At 71.6% G+C, this 19,931-nt stretch carries 13 protein-coding genes; 6 read left to right on the top strand and 7 right to left on the bottom strand.

Features of this window, described 5'->3' with window-relative positions:
- Window positions 1-38: 38 nt before the first annotated feature.
- From J2S57_RS17245 to J2S57_RS17235, 3 genes are read left to right on the top strand one after another with little or no spacing between them, the layout of a single operon-like run.
- Complete coding sequence (locus J2S57_RS17245; protein ID WP_307244071.1) at window positions 39-428, top strand: TadE/TadG family type IV pilus assembly protein; 390 nt, start codon at window positions 39-41, stop codon at window positions 426-428.
- Window positions 425-868 carry a pilus assembly protein TadG-related protein gene (locus tag J2S57_RS17240; RefSeq protein ID WP_307244069.1) on the top strand — a complete coding sequence of 148 codons (444 nt, stop codon included), beginning with the start codon at window positions 425-427 and terminating at the stop codon, window positions 866-868. Before J2S57_RS17245 ends, J2S57_RS17240 begins: the two co-directional genes overlap by 4 nt.
- Window positions 865-4,386, top strand: coding sequence for an AfsR/SARP family transcriptional regulator (locus tag J2S57_RS17235; RefSeq protein WP_307244067.1), 3,522 nt, complete (start codon window positions 865-867; stop codon window positions 4,384-4,386). Before J2S57_RS17240 ends, J2S57_RS17235 begins: the two co-directional genes overlap by 4 nt.
- 70 nt (window positions 4,387-4,456) lie before the next feature.
- Here J2S57_RS17235 and J2S57_RS17230 read toward each other — a convergent pair whose 3' ends face one another.
- From J2S57_RS17230 to J2S57_RS17215, 4 genes are all read right to left on the bottom strand, one after another.
- Window positions 4,457-5,659, bottom strand: coding sequence for a right-handed parallel beta-helix repeat-containing protein (locus J2S57_RS17230; protein ID WP_307244064.1), 1,203 nt, complete (start codon window positions 5,657-5,659; stop codon window positions 4,457-4,459).
- Window positions 5,660-6,314: 655 nt separating this feature from the next.
- Window positions 6,315-7,796 (bottom strand): PP2C family protein-serine/threonine phosphatase, encoded by a 1,482-nt coding sequence (locus tag J2S57_RS17225; protein ID WP_307244062.1) that lies wholly within the window; start codon window positions 7,794-7,796, stop codon window positions 6,315-6,317.
- A 101-nt stretch (window positions 7,797-7,897) separates the two neighbouring features.
- Complete coding sequence (locus tag J2S57_RS17220; RefSeq protein ID WP_307244060.1) at window positions 7,898-8,368, bottom strand: ribose-5-phosphate isomerase; 471 nt, start codon at window positions 8,366-8,368, stop codon at window positions 7,898-7,900.
- Window positions 8,369-8,424: 56 nt separating this feature from the next.
- A complete protein-coding gene (locus J2S57_RS17215) occupies window positions 8,425-9,036 on the bottom strand; it encodes a mycothiol-dependent nitroreductase Rv2466c family protein (RefSeq protein ID WP_307244058.1) in 612 nt (203 codons plus the stop codon).
- A 216-nt stretch (window positions 9,037-9,252) separates the two neighbouring features.
- Between J2S57_RS17215 and pepN the strand changes: the two genes are divergently transcribed.
- Window positions 9,253-11,805, top strand: coding sequence for an aminopeptidase N (pepN, locus tag J2S57_RS17210; protein WP_307244056.1), 2,553 nt, complete (start codon window positions 9,253-9,255; stop codon window positions 11,803-11,805).
- 64 nt (window positions 11,806-11,869) lie between these two features.
- Here the strand turns inward: pepN and J2S57_RS17205 are convergent, their stop codons facing one another.
- The 3 genes from J2S57_RS17205 to malQ are packed head-to-tail and all read right to left on the bottom strand — an operon-like array spanning window position 11,870 to window position 16,094.
- Complete coding sequence (locus J2S57_RS17205; RefSeq protein WP_307244054.1) at window positions 11,870-12,892, bottom strand: glycoside hydrolase family 26 protein; 1,023 nt, start codon at window positions 12,890-12,892, stop codon at window positions 11,870-11,872.
- A 35-nt stretch (window positions 12,893-12,927) separates the two neighbouring features.
- Complete coding sequence (locus tag J2S57_RS17200; RefSeq protein WP_307244051.1) at window positions 12,928-13,620, bottom strand: pentapeptide repeat-containing protein; 693 nt, start codon at window positions 13,618-13,620, stop codon at window positions 12,928-12,930.
- Complete coding sequence (gene malQ, locus J2S57_RS17195; RefSeq protein ID WP_307244049.1) at window positions 13,617-16,094, bottom strand: 4-alpha-glucanotransferase; 2,478 nt, start codon at window positions 16,092-16,094, stop codon at window positions 13,617-13,619. The genes J2S57_RS17200 and malQ overlap by 4 nt, the downstream gene beginning before the upstream one ends.
- A 183-nt stretch (window positions 16,095-16,277) precedes the next feature.
- On the opposite strand from malQ, the gene J2S57_RS17190 reads away from it, so the two are divergent.
- Both J2S57_RS17190 and J2S57_RS17185 read left to right on the top strand, forming a co-directional pair.
- On the top strand, window positions 16,278-18,458 hold the full coding sequence (locus J2S57_RS17190) for a prolyl oligopeptidase family serine peptidase (protein WP_307244047.1): 2,181 nt from the start codon (window positions 16,278-16,280) through the stop codon (window positions 18,456-18,458).
- Between the two features lie 167 nt (window positions 18,459-18,625).
- Window positions 18,626-19,918, top strand: coding sequence for a mechanosensitive ion channel family protein (locus J2S57_RS17185; protein WP_307244045.1), 1,293 nt, complete (start codon window positions 18,626-18,628; stop codon window positions 19,916-19,918).
- The last annotated feature ends 13 nt before the right edge of the window (window positions 19,919-19,931 follow it).

Below are 19,931 nucleotides of genomic sequence, written 5' to 3'. Positions count from 1 at the left end.
GGATTTCCCGAGGACGACGAGCCCGAGAGCGGGGCTCGATGAGCGTGGAGGTCGTGATCGTCACGCCCCTGCTCGTGGCCTTCCTGCTGCTCGTGGTGGCGTTCGGGAGGTACGTGGCGGTGCGCGGTGAGGTGGAGGCGGCGAGCCGGGACGCGGTGCGCGCGGCTTCCCTGGAGCGCGACGCGGCGGCGGCCCAGGGGGCCGCGACGCGAACGGCGAACGCATCGCTGGGCGGCCGGTGGACCTGTTCGGCGGTGGGCCTCAAGGGCCAGTTCGTGGCCGGCGGGGTGATCGAGACGGAACTGAGCTGTCAGGTTCCGGTGAGTGACCTGGGGCTGCTCGGGCTCCCGGGGACGGTGACGGTGCGGGCCTCCAGTTCTTCCCCACTGGACGTCTACCGCCGCACCGGGAACGGAGGGGCACCATGAAGCACCGGAACTGCCGGCAGCATGACGACTCCGGCCAGGCAACGGTTTTCGTGGTGGCCTTCGCCGTGGTGCTGCTCGTGCTGGCCGGCCTGGTGGTGGACGGCGGCCTCGCGATCAACGCCCGGCAGCGGGTGACGGACGACGTGGAGCAGGCCGCGCGCGCCGGAGCCCGCGAGATCCAGGTGGACATCCTCCGGGCGAACGGGACGGTGCTCATCGATCCGGAGGCGGCCCGGACGGCGGCGGCGAAATTCCTCTCCACCCGCGACTACCCGGCGTCCGGCGTGAGCATCACGGCGGACACCCAGCACGTCGCGGTGCAGGCGACGATCGAGCAGAAGACCGCGCTGCTGTCACTGATCTACTTCAACAGTTTCACCGTGACCGCCGAGGGCCAGGCCCGGCCGGCGGTGGGCATCACCGGGGAGGGCTTGCCATGACGGCGCATTCAGCGAACGGCCCGGCGACGGGTGCCGGCCGGTTCCACCCGCAGGCGCCGGAGGCGCCTCGTCGTTCGAGGACCGGAGCGTTGCTCTCCGGCCTGGCGCTGCTCGCGCTGCTGGCCGGGGTCCCGGCCGGGTTGTACGTGCTCGCCGAACCGGTGCTGCGTGAGGAACGGCTGCGCGAGACCTTCACACTGACGGGCACTCTCGGCATGGACCAGGTGCTGGCCGTGCTGGTGGTCGTGGCCGCGCTGGCCTGGCTGCAGTTCGTGATCTGCGTGCTGGTCGAGCTGGGGGCCGCGATGCGCGGCGGGGTGCTGGCGGCGCCGGTGCCGTTGTCGGGGCCGAGTCAGCGTCTGGCCCGGTGGCTGGTCGGCTCGATGCTGCTGGTCGGTGTGATGGCCGGGCAGATGGGCGTGGCCCAGGCGTCGATCCGCCCCGACCAGGGGTCGGCGAAGGCCGGTTCGTCGGTCAGCGCGGCGGCGTCCTCGGACCCGGACACGCTCTACGTCTTCGACGCGAACACCACTCCGCCACAGGTGGAACCGGCCGTGTACGGCGGCGCCAACCGGCACCTCACGGCGACCCAGGCGGCGGCCGAGGCGGCGAACGCGCGGCGCACCCAGGCCCAGGCCGAGCGGGTGGCGAGCGGCCAGGCGAGCCGGGACGAGCTGGCTCTGGACGGGCACAAGGTCTACATCGTCGACAAGCCCACCGGGCGGCACCACGACACGCTCTGGGAGATCGCCGAGCGTCATCTCGGCGACGGGCGGCGCTACCACGAGATCTACCGGCTCAACGAGGGACGCATGCAGCCCGACGGCCGCACGCTGCACCTCGCGCGGCTGATCCAGCCGGGCTGGCGGCTCATCATGCCGGAGGACGCGGTGGGCGTCTCCCGGTGGGTGGCCGACCGGAGCGCCCCGGCGCCGGGCTCGGGGCAGAGCTCGAACCCGGGGCAGGGCAACGGGTCGGGTCAGGGCACGGGGCCGGGTTCCGGTCAGGGGTCGGGTTCGGGGGCCGATGAGGGACGCGGCGGTGAGGCCGGGTCGCAGACGCCGGGTTCGTCGGCGGGTTCGTCGGCGGGTTCGTCGGCGGGTCAGGAGAACTCGTCCGGGGGCGCGCAGACCGGGGGTGGTTCCGCACCGGGGAAGACCCCGGGGAACGCTTCGGGGAACGCGCCCAGGCCGAGCGCTGCCCAAAGTGCTTCTCCCAGCCCCACGTACAGCAGCGGGGCCCCGGTCCCGGGCGACTCGCGGTACGTCTCCAGCCAGCACCCCGAGGTCGTCGGGCAGGGCACGCGGGTACTGCCCAGCGATCCGACGCCACCGCGGGGCAGCACCGTCCCGGCTCGTCCGGGCGGCGACGGCGGGGTTCAGGCCCCCAGCGGTTCCCAGGGGCAGGCCTCGTCCGCCGCGGCGTCCCCGAGCACGGCGGCCCCGTCGAGCCAGGCGGCGTCCCCGAGCGCGGCGGCGTCGTCGAGCCCGACCGGATCCCCGCGGGCCGCGTCGCCCGAGGCGACCGCGACGGCCGGTGCCGGAGGGGCGTCCTCGAGCACGTCGTCCTCCAGCAGCTCAAAAGCCCCGGGTGCCAACGAGACCACCGCCCCTTCCCAGGCCGTTCCGCCCGCGCCCACGACGGCCAGTGGCGAGGGTGGCCGCACCGACGCGTCCCCCGGCCGGGGCACCGAGGTGGACTCGCGCGACAACCTGCCCGCCGAGCTGATCGGTGCGGGCCTGGTGGCGGCCGCCCTGCTCGGCACCCTGCTGCTGATCCGGCGCCGCCGGCGCGGCGGCCAGGACGACCCGGGCATCTTCGAGCGGGAGACCGAGGTCTGGCTGCGCACCGGGGCGGACGCCGACCGCGGCGCCCTGCTCGACCTGGCGCTGCGCTCGCTGCCGAAAGCCTGCCGGGAAGCCCGGCTTCCGCTCCCCCAGGCCTACGGCGCGGTGGTCGACGACGACGGTCTCGACCTGTTGCTGACCATGGCCCACCCGTCGGCGCCGCCGCCGTGGACCGGCCTCGACGACGGCCTGCGCTGGCGCCTGACCTACGCCGACGCCCAGCACCTGGTGGCCCACGGCGACAGCGCCTACCCGCTGTTGGCGTCGGTCGGGCGCGACCAGTCGGGCCGGGACGCGCTGATCAACCTGGGTGCCGCGGCCGGGCCGGTCGCGGTGGTCGGGAGTCCCGCGATGGCGGCCGCCGTGGTGCGGGCCCTGGCGCTGGGCCTGGCCGGCAACCCCTGGTCGCGAGGCATCGAGGTGCTCACGGCCGATCTGCCCCCGGCCCTGCCGGCCATCGCGGCGGGCCGGCTGCTGCCCGTCAACGGGGCGAAATCCCTGACCGAGCAACTGGAACAGGGCTCGACCCGGATGCCCCGCACCGGTCCGGTCCAGATCCTCACCGGTGGCCCGGCGCCCGGCAGCCGCCCGGAGCGCGTCGCGATCTTCGGGGCCCCGCTCAACGTGCAGACGGCCTCCCGGTTGCAGGCCGTGGTCAGCCGGGGCGCCGACCTGTCCGTGGTGGTGACCGGCGACCTGCCCGGGGCCCGCTGGCGGCTGCGGGTCGACGACGGCGGGGTGCTGACCTGCGACGAGCTCTCGCTGCAGGTCACCGCGAACCGGCTGGGCGACGGCAGCATCGAGCGGCTGCACTCGCTGTTCGTCTCGGCCGGCACCCCCGACCTGCCCACGGCCACCGGGCCGCAGGGCGAGCGGGTGGCCGACACCGACGGCGTGGTCGAGACCGACGACATCACCTGGGCGCAGTCCCCGGTGCGGGTCGCGATCCTCGGCGAGGTCGACGTGCAGGCCCCCGGCCAGATCGACCCGCACCGCCGGGTGGTGGCCGAGGAGATCCTGGCCTACCTGGCGTTGCACCCGGCCGGAACACACCCGACGGTGCTCGGCTCGGCGATCTGGCCGCGCGGCGTCACGTCCGACGTGCGTGACGACATGCTCGCCGAGGTGCAGGAGTGGCTCGGCGCGGGCCGGTTGCGCGAGGGCTCGGACGGACGGCTACGGCTGACGTCCGACGTGCCGTGCGACTGGGACGTGCTGCGCACCCTGATCACCCGGGCCGACCGCACCGGCGAGCGCACCCGCGAGCGCGATCTGCTCGTCCGGGCGCTGCATCTGGTGCGCGGGCCGCTGATCGGGGGCATCGCCCACGGCACCTACACCTGGCTGCCCCGCACCGGCGTGGAACGGCAGGCCGAGAACCTGATCTTCGACGCGGCGAGCCGGTTGTGCCGGATCGCCTCGGAGGACGGTGACCACCTGGCCGTGGCGGAGGCCGCGACGGCCGGGCTGCGGGCCGTGCCGCACGCGCAGCACCTGTGGCGGTACGTCATCCGGGCCGAGTACGCGCTGGGTGGCCCGGGCCGGCTGAACGACGTGGCCGATCACGTGCGGTACGTGCTGGCCTCGTCGGGTGTGGACGTGGAGCCGGAGACGGCGACGCTGATCGAGCACCTGACCGGCAGCGCCCAGACCCCGACCAGCACGTTCTGACGCTCACCCGGCCACGCACTCCGAGCCCCGGTCGCGAGACCGGGGCTCGGTGTGCGTCCGTCATCGAAACTCAGGACCAGCGGCCGTACTTCGCCGCCGTGGTGCTGGCCGGCACGAAGCCCGAGCACGACACCGCGCCGCTGAACTTCGGGGTGATGCGCTTGGTCAGCGCACCCTTGACCGGCTTGCTGCTGTCCTTGGTGTTGTTGATCAGCTTGGGGAACCCGGACAGCGCGGTGCTGACCACCTTGTTGCCCGAGCCGGTGACGTGGTTGCCGATGACGGCGGCGTTGTAGTTCTTCACGTACTGCGCGCCCTTGGGCGGGTTGATCAGCTGCTGGGCGATGAGGTTGTTGCGCACCTCGACCTTGCGGCTGGCGTACCCGATGATCACCCCGGCGGCGGAGCGGGTGATGGTGTTGCGGCGGATGGTGACGTTCGCGGCGCCGGTGGACGAGCTCGGCCCGGCCGCCTTGATCGCGGCGCCGTTCTCGGTGTTGAACATGACGTTCCGCTCGATCGTGCCCGGACCGGAGGTGTATCCCGGCATCAGGTAGATGTTGTGGAAGTTCATGAACGCGCCGCCGGAGGCGTTGTTGTCGTGGATGCAGTTGTCGGAGATCCGGTAGTTCTTCGGCACCCCGTTCTTCGACGACGAGCTGACCATCACGTTGGAGACGCCGACCGTGCCCCACACCTCGGAGTTCACGAACGACCAGCCGGTGCCGCCGTCGAACTTGACCAGGAACTCCTTGCGTCCGTCGGCCGGGTTACGGGTGACGTTGATGCCGCTGACGCGCCAGTAGTCCGCGTTCTCGAGCTGCAGCGTCCCCTTGATGACGACCCGCTCACCCGGCGCGTTCTGCATCTGGATCGGCGCATCGGCCGTTCCCGGCGACGCCCCGTAACCGGCTGCCCCGATGTAGGTCCCGCCCCGCACGATGATGGTGTCACCGGGCTGCGCCAGCTTGATCGCCTTGGTGATCGAGGCCAGCGGCTTGGTGGCCGCCGACATCCGGGTGACACCGTCACTGCCCTTGGGCGAGACGTAGATGACGCGGCCCGACTCCGACGCGGCCCTCACCGTGCTGCTCGACTGCACGGTGCCGCTCGCCTGCGTGTTTCCGCTCGCCTGCACAGTGCCGCTCGCCTGCACCGCGCGGCTGGCGGCCGGAGCCACGTCGGCGTGCGACGGCCCGGCCAGAACGGCGGCGGATGCTGCGGCGACGGTGATGCCGAGGGCTGCGATGCGATGGTTTCGTCGGGTCAGCACAAACGGTTTCTCGGGACCGGGTGCCCCCCGCTTGAGTGACACTCTGTGGTGTCGGACCCGATCGGAGCAAGATTTTGGACTCGACCCGGGCCTGACCTGCGGATCCCTTGATCAAGCTACTTGATCGTCTCCACCGTTCGGCCGCATCGATCGGCGAGCCCGGCGCCGCATGTCTCTCGGCCTGGTCCGGTGATCGGCCTGCCCCGGGAGGGTAGGGGGCTCCATCACCAGAACGGTCATACGATCGACAATGTCTGGGCCCCTTTTCTTTACGCGTCGTCCGGGCATTCGCCAAGAGACGTCCCCTGTTCTCCGGGAGGGTGCGCCGGATGGCTCGTCCGGAGGTGGTAGGACGGCTCGCGGTGTCACGCCCAGCCGCGTGACGAGACCGCCGGACAGAAGGAAGGAGCGGGCAGGCCGACAACCGCACCCGGCAGAAGGGGGGGCCGTCAGAACGGCGGCTGTTTGGCGGACGACGGGCGGCGGGCGCGCGAGCAGGCAGGCGCAAGCGGGCAGGCGTGCGAGCAGGCAGGCGCGAGCGGGCAGGCGTGCGAGCAGGCAGGCGCGAGCGGGCAGGCGTGCGAGCAGGCAGACGCGGGCGAGCAGACGCGGGCGAGCAGACGCGAGCCGGCAGACGAGCGGGGAGCTCGGTGGCTCAGGAGCGGCGGATGATGACCAGGGAGCGGTCGTCGCCTTCTTCGCTGCGGATGGCCTCGGCGATGCGGGCGGCAGCGGCCTCGACGCCGCGGGCGATGAGGGGGTCGGCGCGTCCGACGAGGCGGTCGATGCCGCGGCCGACGTCGAGGCGGCGGCTCTCGACCAGGCCGTCGGTGTAGAGCATGAGGGCGTCGCCGCGGTCGAGGCGACCGGCGATCGAGGGGTACGAGGCGTCGGCCAGAACGCCCAGGGCGGGGCCCTGTTCGGCGTCGAGCACGTCCCAGCGGCCGGATCCCGCGTGATAGTGCGCGACCGGCGGGTGCCCGGCGCCGGTGACGATGAACCCGCCGCCGGTCAGGTCGAGGCTGACGTGGACGGCTGTGGCGAAACCGCCGTCGGGACCGCCCAGCTGCACCACGTGATGGTTGGCGGCGGCCAGGAGGCCGGCCGAGGGAACGGCGTCGAGCAGGGCCCGCATCGCCCCGGCCAGGAGCATCGCCCGGGCGCCGGCCTGGTAGCCGTTGCCGGACACGTCGACCAGCACCACCTCCAGCGCATCCGGGCGGGGCTGCTGGGTGACGAGGAAGTCGCCGCTGAACGAGTCTCCGTGGGCCGGGCGCAGATCGGTGTCGAACCGCCAGCCCTCCGGCAGCCGGGGCCGGGCCGAGCGGATCAGCATCTCGTGGCGCAGGTCGATGAGCACGGCGTCGGCGGTGGACGCGTCCCGCAGGCCGGAGTCGAGGGCGTCGCGCTCGCGGCGCTGCAGCCAGCCCAGCAGCACGGCTCCGGCCAGGATGAGCACGACCGGCACCAGCGACCAGAACTGCTGCCCGGTGAGCACCAGCACGACCAGCACCACGACGCCGATCAGCGCGCCGTCACGCACCAGGTGACGGGGCCGCACCACGGCCGAACCGAGCACCAGGAAGAGGCCCACGCAGGCGGCGGGCAGGTAGTCGGGGGCGTGCTGCGCGACCAGGGCGAACCCGGTGGCGGCGACGACGTTCAGCCAGACCCGGCCCGGCCCCGGGCTGCTGCCCTGGTCGACCCAGCGGCGGGTGTCACCGGCCAGACGCCGGGCGGCCCGGCGGGCGGCGCGACGGACGGTGCGGCGTGCGGTGCGCCCGGCGAGACCACGCAGCGTGCGACGGACGGCCCGGCCCACGGCACTGCGGGCCACGAGCCCGAACGCCCGGCGAGCCGTGCGGAGCTTCGGGCCGAGCCAGAGCGTGAGGCGGGCCCGTATCCGGTGCGCGGCCCGGCCACCGGCCTCCCCGGTGAGCTTCTGCCAGATCCGGCGGACGACGAAACTGACCACGTCGCGCGGCCCTTCGACCGGCTCCGCGCTGGACGCCGCACCCCGGGCAGGCCGCGGCCGGGGCACACGCACCGTGTGCCCCGGCGCCTCGCGCCCAGGGGTACCCGGTTTCGGGGACCTGGGCTCGGGCAGCCGCGACGAGCCGTGGTTCAACGTGGCCATGCCCCGATCTTAGCCACACTGTAACTAAATAACCACGATGCGTAACCGTGGGGTGTCGGGGCCGGTTGGGGCTGGTTGGGCGGTTTTAAACGGCGGACGCCTTATTCGGGCAGAGCCGGCAGGTCGCCGGTGGTCTCGTACCCGGCGAGCTGCTCGATGCGGCGAATGTGCCGCGGGTTCTCGCTGAACGGCTCGGCCAGGAACGCCTCGACGAAGCTGGTGGCCTCGTCGACGGAGTGCATCCGGGCGCCGACCGCCATGACGTTGGCGTTGTTGTGCTGACGGCCGAGCTTCGCGGTCTCCAGGCTCCAGGCCAGGGCGGCCCGCACACCCTTCACCTTGTTCGCCGCGATCTGCTCACCGTTGCCGGAGCCGCCGATGACGACGCACAGGCTGCCCGGGTCGCCGGCCACCGCCTCGCCCGCCCGCAGGCAGAACGGCGGGTAATCGTCTTCCGGGTCGTACTGGTGCGGCCCGTGATCGACGATCTCGTGACCGGCCTCGGTGAGGTGCTTGGCCAGGTGCTGCTTCAGTTCCAGACCCGCGTGGTCTGATCCCAGGTGGACGCGCATGACGCACAGTCTGGCACTCCCGGCGCGAGCCGGGAGTGCCGCGTCCACCAAAGGATCTAGACGTCGAACTGCGGCGACTCGGTCCGCGTGCGCTTCAGCTCGAAGAAGTACGGGTTGGCGGCGACGAGGAGCGTGCCGTCCCAGAGCTTTCCGGCCTCCTCGCCGGTGGGCACCCGGGTGATGACCGGCCCGAAGAAGGCGCTGTCGTTGAACGCGACGACCGGCGTGCCGACGTCCTCACCGACCTTGCCGATGCCCTCGGCGTGGCTCGCGCGCAGCTGCGGGTCGTACTCGTCGGACTCGGCGTACTTGGCCAGCTCGGCCGGCAGCCCCACCTCGGCCAGAGCCTTGGCGATGACGACCGAGTAGTCCTTCTCCTTCTTGTAGTGGATCTCCGCGCCCATGGCGTCGTACAGGGCCTTCACGTACTGCTCGCCGTGCAGCTCGCGGGCGGCGATGACGACCCGGACCGGCCCCCACCCCTTGTCCATCAGGTCGCGGTACTCCTGCGGCAGGTCCCGGCCCTCGTTCAGCACGGACAGGCTCATCACGTGCCACTTCACGTCGACGGGGCGCACCTTCTCCACCTCGAGGATCCACCGGGAGGTGGCCCAGGCGAAGGGGCACAGCGGGTCGAACCAGAAATCGGCGGTGTCGCGCTCACTCATGGAAACGTGCCTCTCGGTCAAGGGGTGATCACTCCGGTAGTCGCAACGTAGCGCCCGGCCACTGTCATCCCGCACACCGGCCGGGCACCGACGCGTCCTTGATGAGAGGATCCGGGATTGAGCAATCCGCACCCTTGACGCCTCTCACCGGCCGGCCCGCGACACGCCCCGTCCACCCGCCGGTGAGGTGAAGGCGCCCCTTGAAGGAGGAACCCCGTGCCCGGTACGAACCTCACCCGCGACGAGGCGGCCGCCCGCGCCGCCGCGTTCACGGTGCAGTCGTATGACATCGACCTGGACCTCACGACGGGCCCTGACACCTTCCGCTCCGTCACCACGGTGAAGTTCACCGCCTCGAGCAGCGACCCGGGCCTGTTCATCGACCTGATCGCCCCGACCGTGCACGAGGTCGTGCTCAACGGCACGGCCCTCGACGTCTCCGAGGTCGTCAGCACCGCGCGCATCGCGCTGCCGGGCCTGGCCGACGGCGAGAACGAGCTACGCGTGGTCGCCGACGCCGCCTACATGCAGACCGGCGAGGGCCTGCACCGCTTCGTCGACCCGGTCGACGGCGAGACCTACCTCTACTCCCAGTTCGAGGTGGCCGACGCCCGGCGGGTGTTCGCCTGCTTCGACCAGCCCGACCTGAAGTCGGTCTACACCTGGACGGTCAAGGCCCCGAGCCACTGGCACGTGGTCACGGTCGCCTCCGAGGTCGAGCCCGAGCCGGCCGGCAACAGCACCTCGGTCTGGCGTTTCCGGCCCACCGAGCTGATGAGCCCCTACGTCACCGCGCTGGTCGCCGGTCCCTATCACCGGGTCACCGACGAGCTGACCGTGCGCGACGGCCGCACCATCCCCCTCGGTGTCTTCTGCCGCAAGTCGCTCGCCGAGCACCTCGACGCCGACAACGTCATCGCGATCACCAAGGCCGGTTTCACCTGGTTCGAGGAGACCTTCGACTGCGACTACCCGTTCCCCAAGTACGACCAGCTCTTCGTGCCGGAGTTCAACGCCGGTGCGATGGAGAACGCGGGCGCGGTCACCATCACCGAGGTCTACGTGTTCCGCTCGCGGGTGCCCAAGGCCCTGATCGAGCGCCGCGCCCTCACCATCCTGCACGAGCTCGCCCACATGTGGTTCGGCGACCTGGTCACCATGCGCTGGTGGGACGACCTGTGGCTGAACGAGTCGTTCGCCGAGTACGCGAGCACCCGCTGCCAGGCCGAGGCCACCGAGTGGGCCACCTCCTGGACCACTTTCAGCAGTGCCGAGAAGTCCTGGGCCTACCGTCAGGACCAGCTCAGCTCCACCCACCCGATCGTCGCCGACATGCGCGACCTCGAGGACGTGGAGGTCAACTTCGACGGGATCACCTACGCCAAGGGCGCTTCCGTGCTGAAGCAGCTGGTGTACTGGGTCGGCCAGGACGCCTTCGACGCCGGCCTGCGGCAGTACTTCAAGACCCACGCCTGGGGCAACACCACGCTGAAAGACCTTCTCGGGCACCTGGAGAAGACCAGCGGCCGTGACCTCGACAGCTGGAGCGCGGCCTGGCTGCAGACCGCCGGCGTCAACACCCTGCGCCCGGTGATCGAGACCGGCGAAGACCGGGTCATCACCCGGTTCGCCATCGCCCAGGAGGCTAGCGAGGAGTACCCGCACCTGCGTCCGCACCGGCTCGTGGTCGGCGGTTACGACGTGGTGGAGGGCAAGCTGCGCCGCACCACCCGGATCGAGCTCGACGTCACCGGCGCCCTCACCGAGGTGCCGCAGCTGACCGGAAGCGCGCGTCCCGACCTGATTCTCATCAACGACGAAGACCTCGCCTACACCAAGATCCGCCTCGACGCCGGGTCGCTCGACACCGCCATCGGTCACCTCGCGCACTTCGAGGACTCCCTGGCCCGCACCCTGATCTGGGGCGCCGCCTGGGACATGACCCGCGACGCGGAGCTGCCCGCCCGCAGCTTCGTCGACCTGGTGCTGTCGAACATCGCCTCCGTCGACGACCCGAGCGTGGCCCAGACCCTGCTGCGCCAGCTCTCCGCCACCCTGGATTCGTACGTGGCCCCCGAGTTCCGCGACGAGACCTCGGCCACCGCCGCCGACCGGCTCTTCGCGCTGCTGAAGACGGCCGAACCGGGCAGCGACACCCAGCTGCTGCTGGCCCGTTCGTTCGCCGCGCACGCGAGCACCCCGTCGCAGCTGGCCTCGATCGCCGACCTGCTCTCGGGCAAGCTCACGATCGAGGGCCTGGCCGTCGACACCGAGATGCGCTGGGGCCTGCTCACCTCCCTGGTGGCCGGGGGCACCGCCGGTGAGCACGAGATCGAGGCCGAGCTGACCCGTGACGACACCGCGACCGGCCGGGTCCACGCCGCCGCCGCGCGCGCCGCGACGCCGACCGCCGAGGCCAAGGCGGCCGCGTTCACGAGCGTGGTCGACGACGGCGACCTGCCGAACACCGTGCAACAGGCCGTGATCGGCGGTTTCAACCGGGTGCACGACCGGTCGCTGCTCGCGCCCTACACGCAGCCGTACTTCGCGGCGCTGACCAAGGTCTGGGCCGAGCGCACCAGCGAGATGGCCGGTCAGATCGCGACCGGGCTCTACCCGTCGTCGCAGCCGGTCGGCGAGGTGCTGGCGGCGACCGAGGAGTGGCTGTCCACGACCGAGGCCGAGCCGGCCCTGCGCCGCATGGTGATCGAGGGTCGCGACGCGGTCGCCCGTGCCGCCCGGGCGCAGGAGCGTGACCGCCAGGCCTGAAAAGCCGGTTGACCCGATGGGGGACGTTGTGCGCACCGGTGCGCACGACGTCCCCCATCGGCGTTCAGGACGGGGCGAAGAGCTCTCGGAACACCCGCCCCGAGTTCTTAAGGTCCCGCAGCCGATGATTGCCGTCGGGCTTCACGTCGTACTCGAAATATGCCTGGTAGGCAACGTTGTTCGCCGGGTCGGCGATGAACTCGTGCATCCGCTCGATGAAATACGGGTTGTCACCGCCGCCGTGCCCGTCCGGCCGCTCCCACAGCCCCCACTCCGGCAGCGACATCGGCTTCCCCTGCCGCGCCGCGAATCTCGACCAGAACCGCAGGCCGTAGCGCGAGTCGTAGGTGTCGTTCCAGGCCTTGGCCTGACGCTGACGCCGGCAGGTCGTGGAGCACGTGTCCGGGTAGGGGTAGGTGCCCTTGGCCCAGGAGATGTCGTACACGTCGACGCCGACGTAGTCGACGTAGTCGCGCCCGGGATAGAAGCGCGTCGAATCGTAGGTGTTACCACCGTTGTTCACGTTCCAGTCGAACGCCAGCCCTTCGGCCCCCGGCACCGCCCGCATCGTCGTGACGACCCGCCGCCAGTACGCGATGAAGTCGTCCGCCTCCCCCGGATGCCAGCGCCAGGAGCCCAGATTGAACTCCCAGCCCAGCCGCAGCACCGCGTCGCCCTGCCCGTAGGCCACCAGGTTCTGCGCGAGCGTGCGGTAGTACTCGTCGTAGTCACCCCGCGCCCCGGCGGCCAGGCTGACGTCGAGCGAGTCGTCCTCCGGCAGCATCGCCAGCCCGAACACGATCCGGTAGTCCTCGTCCTGCCAGGACTTCAGCTGATCGAACGGGTTCGCGATGTCGTTCCAGGTGCGCCGCAGCGAGAAGTCGACCACGTACTGCACGTCCCGCCCGGCCCAGTCGCCGAAATCCCGCACCCCGTCGGGGGACCAGCAGCAGAACACCCCGAACGCGGCCTCCTTGTCGGCGGCGTTGGGAGTTCTCGGGGTGATGGTGGACGTGGGGGTCGCCGCCGGCGCGGGCGCGTCACTTCCGCGGTGGATGAGCGCGTAGGTGAGCCCCACGGCCACCACGACCAGCAGGGCGGCGAGGATCTTGACCTTGGCGTTCAGGGAATCTCCGCGGGCGTGGTGTCGTCGATGCCGATGCCGAACTCGGCGGCCAGCAGCGGCGCCAGCTGACCGAGCTGCGCCGAGCTCACGGTGACGCCACGCAGCCGGTCCAGCCCGACGATCTTGTGCAGCTCGGCGCCGCGCAGGTCGACGTCTTTCAGTTCGGCCCGCTGCAGGTCGAGGATCTGCAGCGTGCTGCCGTGGAAGGCCAGGCTCTGGGCCGTGGCCTCGCCCAGGTCCAGCTCCTCGATCGAGCACCGGGTGAACGCCACGTCGCGCAGCGTGGCCCCCCGCAGGTTCAGGTAGGTGATCTTGCAGTCGACGAAATGAACGCTGCCCCAGTGGTTCTCGTACAGCTCGGCCGACCCGATGCGAGCCCCCTCGACCCGCACGTCCCGCCAGTCACCCCGCCCGCCCCGCACCGACGGGAACCGGGCCTGGGTGATCGAGCAGTCCCGCAGCCGCAGCGACCGCAGGTCGGCCTCGTCGGCGCCGACGTCGGTCAGCGTGCACTCCATCACCGAGGCGCCGTTCAGGTCGAGCTCGCCGAGATCCACCCCGGCGAAGGCCAGGCCGTCGAGCCGGGCCCCGCGCAGCAGCTCCGCCGGATCGCCGGGTTCCAGCCCGCCGAGCCGGATCTCGTCGATGCGCGGCGCCTGCGGGCCGCTCTTCTTCGCGCGTGGGGTCACTCCGGTTCCACCCAGTCGTTCGGGTGCAGCCGGGAGTCGACGATGCGCACCAGGCTGTTCACCCGGGCCGAGTCCATCAGGTCGTCGAGCAGGATCGGCTGGCCCACGCCGTCGGCGAGAGGCAGCCGCCAGTTGGGGTACTCGTCGTTGGTGCCGGGCTGGTTGATCGTGCGCCGGTCGCCCACCGCGTCGGCCAGCTGCACCCCGATCAGCTTGGCCGGGGTGAGAGCGAGGAACGCGTGCAGCGCCTCCACCTTCTCGCGCTCACCGGCCTCGGGTGCCAGCAGACCGAGGCGCACGAGCTGGTCGATCACGTCGCGCTGCTCGGCCGCGTCGACCGCGGCCTCCTCGTCGTAGGAACGGGTGAGAAGGCCCAGCCGGTCACGCAGCTCGATGTGCTCACCGGCGAGATAGCCCGCGGTGGGCGGCAGGTCGTGCGTGGTGACGGTGGCCAGGCACAGGTCGCGCCACTCCTGCGGCGCCAGCGGCTGCCCGTCACCCTCGTAGTCCCGCTCGAACCACAGGATCGACGTGCCCAGCACCCCGCGCTCCTTCAGGTACTCACGGGTGGACGGCTCGACGTTGCCGAGATCCTCGCCGATCACGAAACAGCCCGCCCGCTGCGCCTCCAGCGCCAGCAGGCCGATCATCGCCTCGTGGTCGTACTTCACGTAGGTGCCGTCGGCCGGTGAGTTCCCCTCGGGCACCCACCAGAACCGGAACAGCCCGAGGATGTGGTCGATCCGCAGGGCCCCGGCGTGACGCAGCAGGGTCCGCAGCATCGCCCGGTAGGGCTCGTAGCCCAGCTCGGCCAGCCGGTCGGGCCGCCACGGCGGCTGCGACCAGTCCTGGCCCTGCTGGTTGAACGCGTCGGGCGGGGCCCCCGCGGTGACGCCGATGGCCAGCACGTCGGCCAGGGCCCAGGCGTCGGCACCGTCGGGGTGCACCCCCACGGCCAGGTCGTGCACCACGCCGACCGACATCCCGGCGTCGTGCGCGACCGCGGCCACGTTGGCGAGCTGCTGGTCGAGACACCACTGCAGCCAGCGGAAGTACTCGACGCGGTCGGCCAGCTCCTCGCGGACCTGCGCCACCGCCTCGCCCCGGGGGTCACGGAAGTGCTCGGGCCACTTCGAGGTGGGCAGGCCGTACCGCTCGGCCAGCGCGCTCCAGGTGGCGAAGTCCTCCAGGCCCTGGCCCTCGCGCAGGCAGTAGGCCTCGAACTGGGCCTGCCGCTCGCGACTGCGCGGGTGCTCGAAAACGGTCTGCAGCGAGGCGGACTTGGCCGCCCAGACCGCGTCGCGGTCGAGCTCCTTGGGGTCGGTGTTGAGCGCCCGCATGGCCTCGGCCTGCCACTCGATGATCGCGCGCTCGGTGGACGCCAGGTAGGCGACCTCCGGAATGTCCTCGACCCGCAGGTAGACCGGGTTGAAGAAGCGGCGGGTGGTGGGCAGGTAGGGCGAAGGGGTCATCGGGGACACCGGCTCGGCCGCGTGCAGCGGGTTCACCAGCACGTAGTCGGCGCCACCGGCCCGAGCGCTCCAGCCGGTGAGCTCGGCCAGGTCACCCAGGTCGCCCAGGCCCCAGCTGCGCGACGAGCGCACCTGGTACAGCTGCGTCATGAAGCCCCAGGCGCGGCTCTCCGACACCGAGGGCGCCAGGTCGATGCGCCGGGGGGTGACCACGAACGGACGCGTGATCTCGCCCGACTGGTTCTCGCTGCCGGGGTGCCGGGCGGCCGGCTGGTAGCGGGCCCTGAGCTGGTGGTCGCCGACCGGGATGTCGCCCAGCACCATGTAGTTGACCCGGCGCACGGCCCGTCCACCGACGGTCGCCCGTCCCTCCTCCAGGCTCGGCTGGTCGCCGGCCAGGGGCAGTTTCAGGCTCGCGCCGCCCTCGGTCTCCAGGCGCACGTCGAGCCGGTGCAGCGGCATGTCGGCCTCGATGTGCACGCCGATCACCGCCGAGTCACCCTGGCGCACCACGGTGACGTCGGGCAGCAGCTTCTCCCAGGGCCGGCGGTTCAGCTCGGCGAGCGCGGCCCGCACGTGCACGCCGGTGCGCACCGGCATGTCCAGCGCCGCGAGCACACCGCACAGGGTGTGGGTGCTCACCGGGACGAGCTTGCCCTTCCAGTCCTTGAACTCGGTCGCCACGCCCAGCCCGGCGGCCAGCTCGACGAGTTCCTCGGGCGCGGGGGCGTCGAGGTCGAGGTTCCCGTCGGTCAACGGGGGACGCCGGATCTCACCGGGGGTGCCCGGGTCACCGTCGTGGTCGAGGGTGTCGTCGGGGCCGGGTTCGCCGGATCCGGGAAGGATCGGCGTCTTCCAGGTCTCGGACAGCGGGATCCCGGCCGGGGGCGTGGGCGCGCTGATGTCGTAGAACGAGCCCTCGTCGTCCGGGCCGACGTTCGCCTGGTGGCTCGTCCGGCCGGGCTCTCGGCTCTCCTGGCGGTCGGGTCGCTGCTCGGTCACCGTTGTGCTTCCGTCGGGTTCGGGATCAGGTCAGGTGTTCACTTCGTCGCTGATTGTCTCCGTCGAATCCTGCCAGAGTTATACCCGTTGTGACGCCCGGGCCACCCTTACGGCCAGGGACGACCTCCATGGAGCACTCCCCTGCGCGCCGGGACTGTCGGACCCCACCTTTACTGTGTGCTCATGAGCACCTCCCCCCGACGATCGGGCGTGTCCAAGCCCTCTGCCGATCGCCTCGACCTGGTCGAGGAGCTGCACGGCCAGGGCGTCGCCGACCCCTACCGCGGGCTGGAAGACGCCTCCGCCGAGCCCACCCGGGCCTGGTCACAGGCTCAGGACGAGCTGTTCGCGCAGGAGTCGGCGGGCTGGGCCGGGCGCGACCGGATGCGCGGCCGGCTGGGTGAGCTGATGGGCTCGGGCGCCACCGGGGTGCCGATCTGGCGTGGGGGGCGGGTGTTCTCGATGCGCCGTGAGCCGGGTCAGGAGCACAGCGTGCTCCACGTGCAGGACGCGCCCGACGCCGAGCGCCGCCCCCTGGTCGACCCGATCGCGATTGACTCCTCGGGCACCACCACGCTCGACGCCTGGCAGCCCGACCGCGAGGGCAAGCTGCTGGCCTACCAGCTCTCCGAGGGCGGCACCGAGGAGAGCGTGCTGCGCATCGTCGACGTGACCACCGGCGAGCTGGTCGACGGGCCGATCGACCGGGCGCGCTACTCCCCCGTGTCCTGGATCCCGGGCGGGCTGCCGGCCGCCTCCTCCGACGAGGGCCGGGTCCCCGCGTTCTTCTACGTGCGCCGCCTGCCCGCCGATCAGGTCCCCGCCGGTGAGGAGCAGTACCATCGGCGAATCTGGCTGCACCGCGTGGGTTCCGACCCGTCCACCGACGTGAAGGTGTTCGGCGACGGGCACGACCCGCGCACCTACTTCGGCGTGGGCCTGTCGCGCGACGGGCGCTGGCTGGTGGTCTCGGCCGCGATCGGCACGGCGCCCCGCAACGACGTCTGGATCGCCGACCTGAGTGCTCCCGGCGCGCACGAGGCCCCCGGGTTCACGCCGATCGCGACCGGTCTCGACGCCCAGTTCGGCGCGCACGTGGGGCGCGACGGGCGGCTCTACGTCTTCACCGACCTCGACGCCCCGCGCGGCCGGCTGGCGGTGACCGACCCGAGCACCCCCGGCCCCGAGCACTGGCGCGACCTGATCCCGCAGCACGACGAGGCGGTCCTGCAGGACTGGACGGTGCTCGACGGCGAGGCCCTGATCGACAGCCCGCTCCTGCTGGCGAAGTGGACGCGGCACGCGGTCTCCGAGATCAGCGTGCACGACCTGGATTCCGGCTCCCGCTACCCCGGGCCCTCGGGCTCGGTCGACCTGCCCGGCGTCGGCACCGTCGGGGGTCTGGTGGCGCGGCCCGAGGGCGGGCACGAGTGCTGGTTCACCTACACCGACCACGTCACCCCGCCGCACGTCTACCGGCTCGACGGGCAGACCGGCCGGGTCGAGCTGTACTCGAAGCCGCCGGGCACGGTCGAGGTCCCCGAGGTCGTCACCCGTCAGCTGGAGTACACCTCGGCGGACGGCACGATCGTGCGGATGTTCGTGACCTCCCGCGCCGATCTGCTCGACGCCGAGGGCGGGCCGCTCGAGCCGCGGCCCACGATCCTCTACGGCTACGGCGGTTTCGGCGTCCCGATGACGCCGGGCTACTCGTCCACCATCCTGGCCTGGGCCGAGGCCGGCGGCGTCTACGCGGTGGCGAACCTGCGCGGCGGCAGCGAGGAGGGCGAGGAGTGGCACCGGGCCGGCATGCTCGGCCACAAGCAGAACGTCTTCGACGACTTCCACGCCGCGGCCGAGCACCTGGTCGCCACCGGCTGGACCACCTCGTCGCAGCTGGCGATCAGCGGCGGCTCGAACGGCGGGCTGCTGGTCGGGGCCGCGCTCACCCAGCGGCCGGAGCTGTACCGGGCCGTGGTCTGCTCGGCGCCCCTGCTCGACATGATCCGCTACGAGAAGTTCGGCCTGGGCGCGACCTGGAACGTGGAGTACGGCTCGGCCGACGACCCCGAGCAGTTCGGCTGGCTGCTCGCGTACTCGCCGTATCACCGGGTCGAGGAGGGCGTCGAGTACCCGGCGACGCTGTTCACGGTGTTCGACGGCGACACCCGGGTCGATCCGCTGCACGCCCGCAAGCTGTGCGCGGCCCTGCAGCACGCCACCACGGGCGAGGAGTCCGAGCGACCGGTGCTGCTGCGGCGCGAGAAAGACGTGGGCCACGGTGCCCGCTCGCTGTCGCGCACGATCGCGTTGTCCACCGACACCATCACGTTCCTGGCCCACCAGACGGGCCTGAAGCTGTAGCGGCCACCCCGGTCGGGCACCCCCGCGAACTGTGGGGGTGCCGATGGGCCGTGTCGTGCGTCCGCACGTAGTTCGGCCCATCCAGCCGGTTCACCCGGGCCGGTTCGTCCACAAACCTCCACATCCGGGTTTCACCGTCGTCACCTGACGCCGATAGCCTCGGCCGAATGTTCGCCGCTCCACTCGTCGCCGCCCACATCAAGGTGAGTGCGCTGCTCGGCTCGTCGACCCCCGACCCGAGCGGCACCGGCACTCCATCTCCCACGGTCAGCCCGACCCCGGCCCCCAGCGCCACCTCGATCTCCGACGGCCTGGCCAACGTCATCGTCGACGCGCAGAAGAACGTCCAGAACCAGGTCTGCACCAAGGACGACTTCTCGATCTGCGGCCTCACCCTGCGGGTGACCGGCAGTCAGCGCACCGGCCAGTGGCTCGACTTCATCCTCGGCACCCCGCTGCGCGTCGCGTTCCTCATCTTCGTCGGCTGGCTCGTGCGCAAGATCGTGCACCGGCTGATCGGGAGACTCGCGCGCCGCATCGCCGACGGCACCACGGCCCCCGGCGGCGGCAGAACCGGTGAGTCCACCCAGGACGCCGACGCCACGCCCGCCCCGGTCACTCCCCCGATGGTCACGCGCCGCCGGGCCCGCTCGAAAACCCTGGCCCAGGTGCTGCGCAGCATCACCTCGGTGATCATCTTCATCGTCGTCGCCCTGATGGTGATGGACGAGATCGGCCTGCCGATCACCCCGCTGCTGGCCAGTTTCAGCGTCATCGGCGTGGCCCTCGGCCTGGGTGCGCAGAGCGTGGTGCGCGACGTGCTGGCCGGCATGTTCATGATCCTCGAAGACCAGTACGGCGTGGGCGACTCGGTCAACGTCGGCGAGGCCAGCGGTGTGGTCGAGGCGGTCGGGCTGCGGGTGACGCAGCTGCGCGACCTCAACGGCACGGTCTGGTACGTGCGCAACGGCGAGATCCTGTCGGTCGGCAACTCGTCGCAGGGCTGGTCGCGGGCCGTGGTCGACGTCAATGTCGGCTTCGAGGAAGACATCGAGCACGTCGAGGACATGCTCGAGGAGATCGGCCGCCGGGTGCACGCCGACCCCAAGTACACGGCCCTGATCATGGAAGACCCGGAGATCTGGGGGGTCGAGTCGGTGACCACCGACAGCGTCGTGGTGCGCATGGTGGTCAAGACGCTGCCCGACCAGTCGGCCCCGATCGCCCGTGAGATCCGGCGGCGCATCCGGCTGAACTTCCGCCGCGACGGCATCGTCATGCACTCCACCCCGCGCACGGTGATCGTGAACTCGGGCGAACCGACGCCGCCGATGAACCCGGCCTTCGGCTCCCCGGCCTCCCCGTCCTCCTCTGCCTCCCCGTCCTCCTCGGACACCGGTAGTCCCACCGCTGACTCCAGCTCCAAGCGTCACCCGGAGGAGAAGGAGCTGGGCCGCTAGGACGCGTCCGGTC

This window comes from Kineosporia succinea (assembly GCF_030811555.1).
In the GTDB taxonomy this organism is placed as follows: Bacteria; Actinomycetota; Actinomycetes; order Actinomycetales; family Kineosporiaceae; genus Kineosporia; species Kineosporia succinea.
The sequence above is the reverse complement of the archived record's forward strand: the minus strand, read 5'-3'. Positions and strand labels throughout refer to the sequence as shown.

Coding starts and splice junctions, on each gene's coding strand:
- J2S57_RS17245 (WP_307244071.1), top strand. CDS start 39: ATGAGCGTGGAGGTCGTGATCGTCACGCCCCTGCTCGTGGCCTTCCTG.
- J2S57_RS17240 (WP_307244069.1), top strand. CDS start 425: ATGAAGCACCGGAACTGCCGGCAGCATGACGACTCCGGCCAGGCAACG.
- J2S57_RS17235 (WP_307244067.1), top strand. CDS start 865: ATGACGGCGCATTCAGCGAACGGCCCGGCGACGGGTGCCGGCCGGTTC.
- J2S57_RS17225 (WP_307244062.1), bottom strand. CDS start 7,796: ATGGCCACGTTGAACCACGGCTCGTCGCGGCTGCCCGAGCCCAGGTCC.
- J2S57_RS17220 (WP_307244060.1), bottom strand. CDS start 8,368: ATGCGCGTCCACCTGGGATCAGACCACGCGGGTCTGGAACTGAAGCAG.
- J2S57_RS17215 (WP_307244058.1), bottom strand. CDS start 9,036: ATGAGTGAGCGCGACACCGCCGATTTCTGGTTCGACCCGCTGTGCCCC.
- J2S57_RS17190 (WP_307244047.1), top strand. CDS start 16,278: ATGAGCACCTCCCCCCGACGATCGGGCGTGTCCAAGCCCTCTGCCGAT.
- J2S57_RS17185 (WP_307244045.1), top strand. CDS start 18,626: ATGTTCGCCGCTCCACTCGTCGCCGCCCACATCAAGGTGAGTGCGCTG.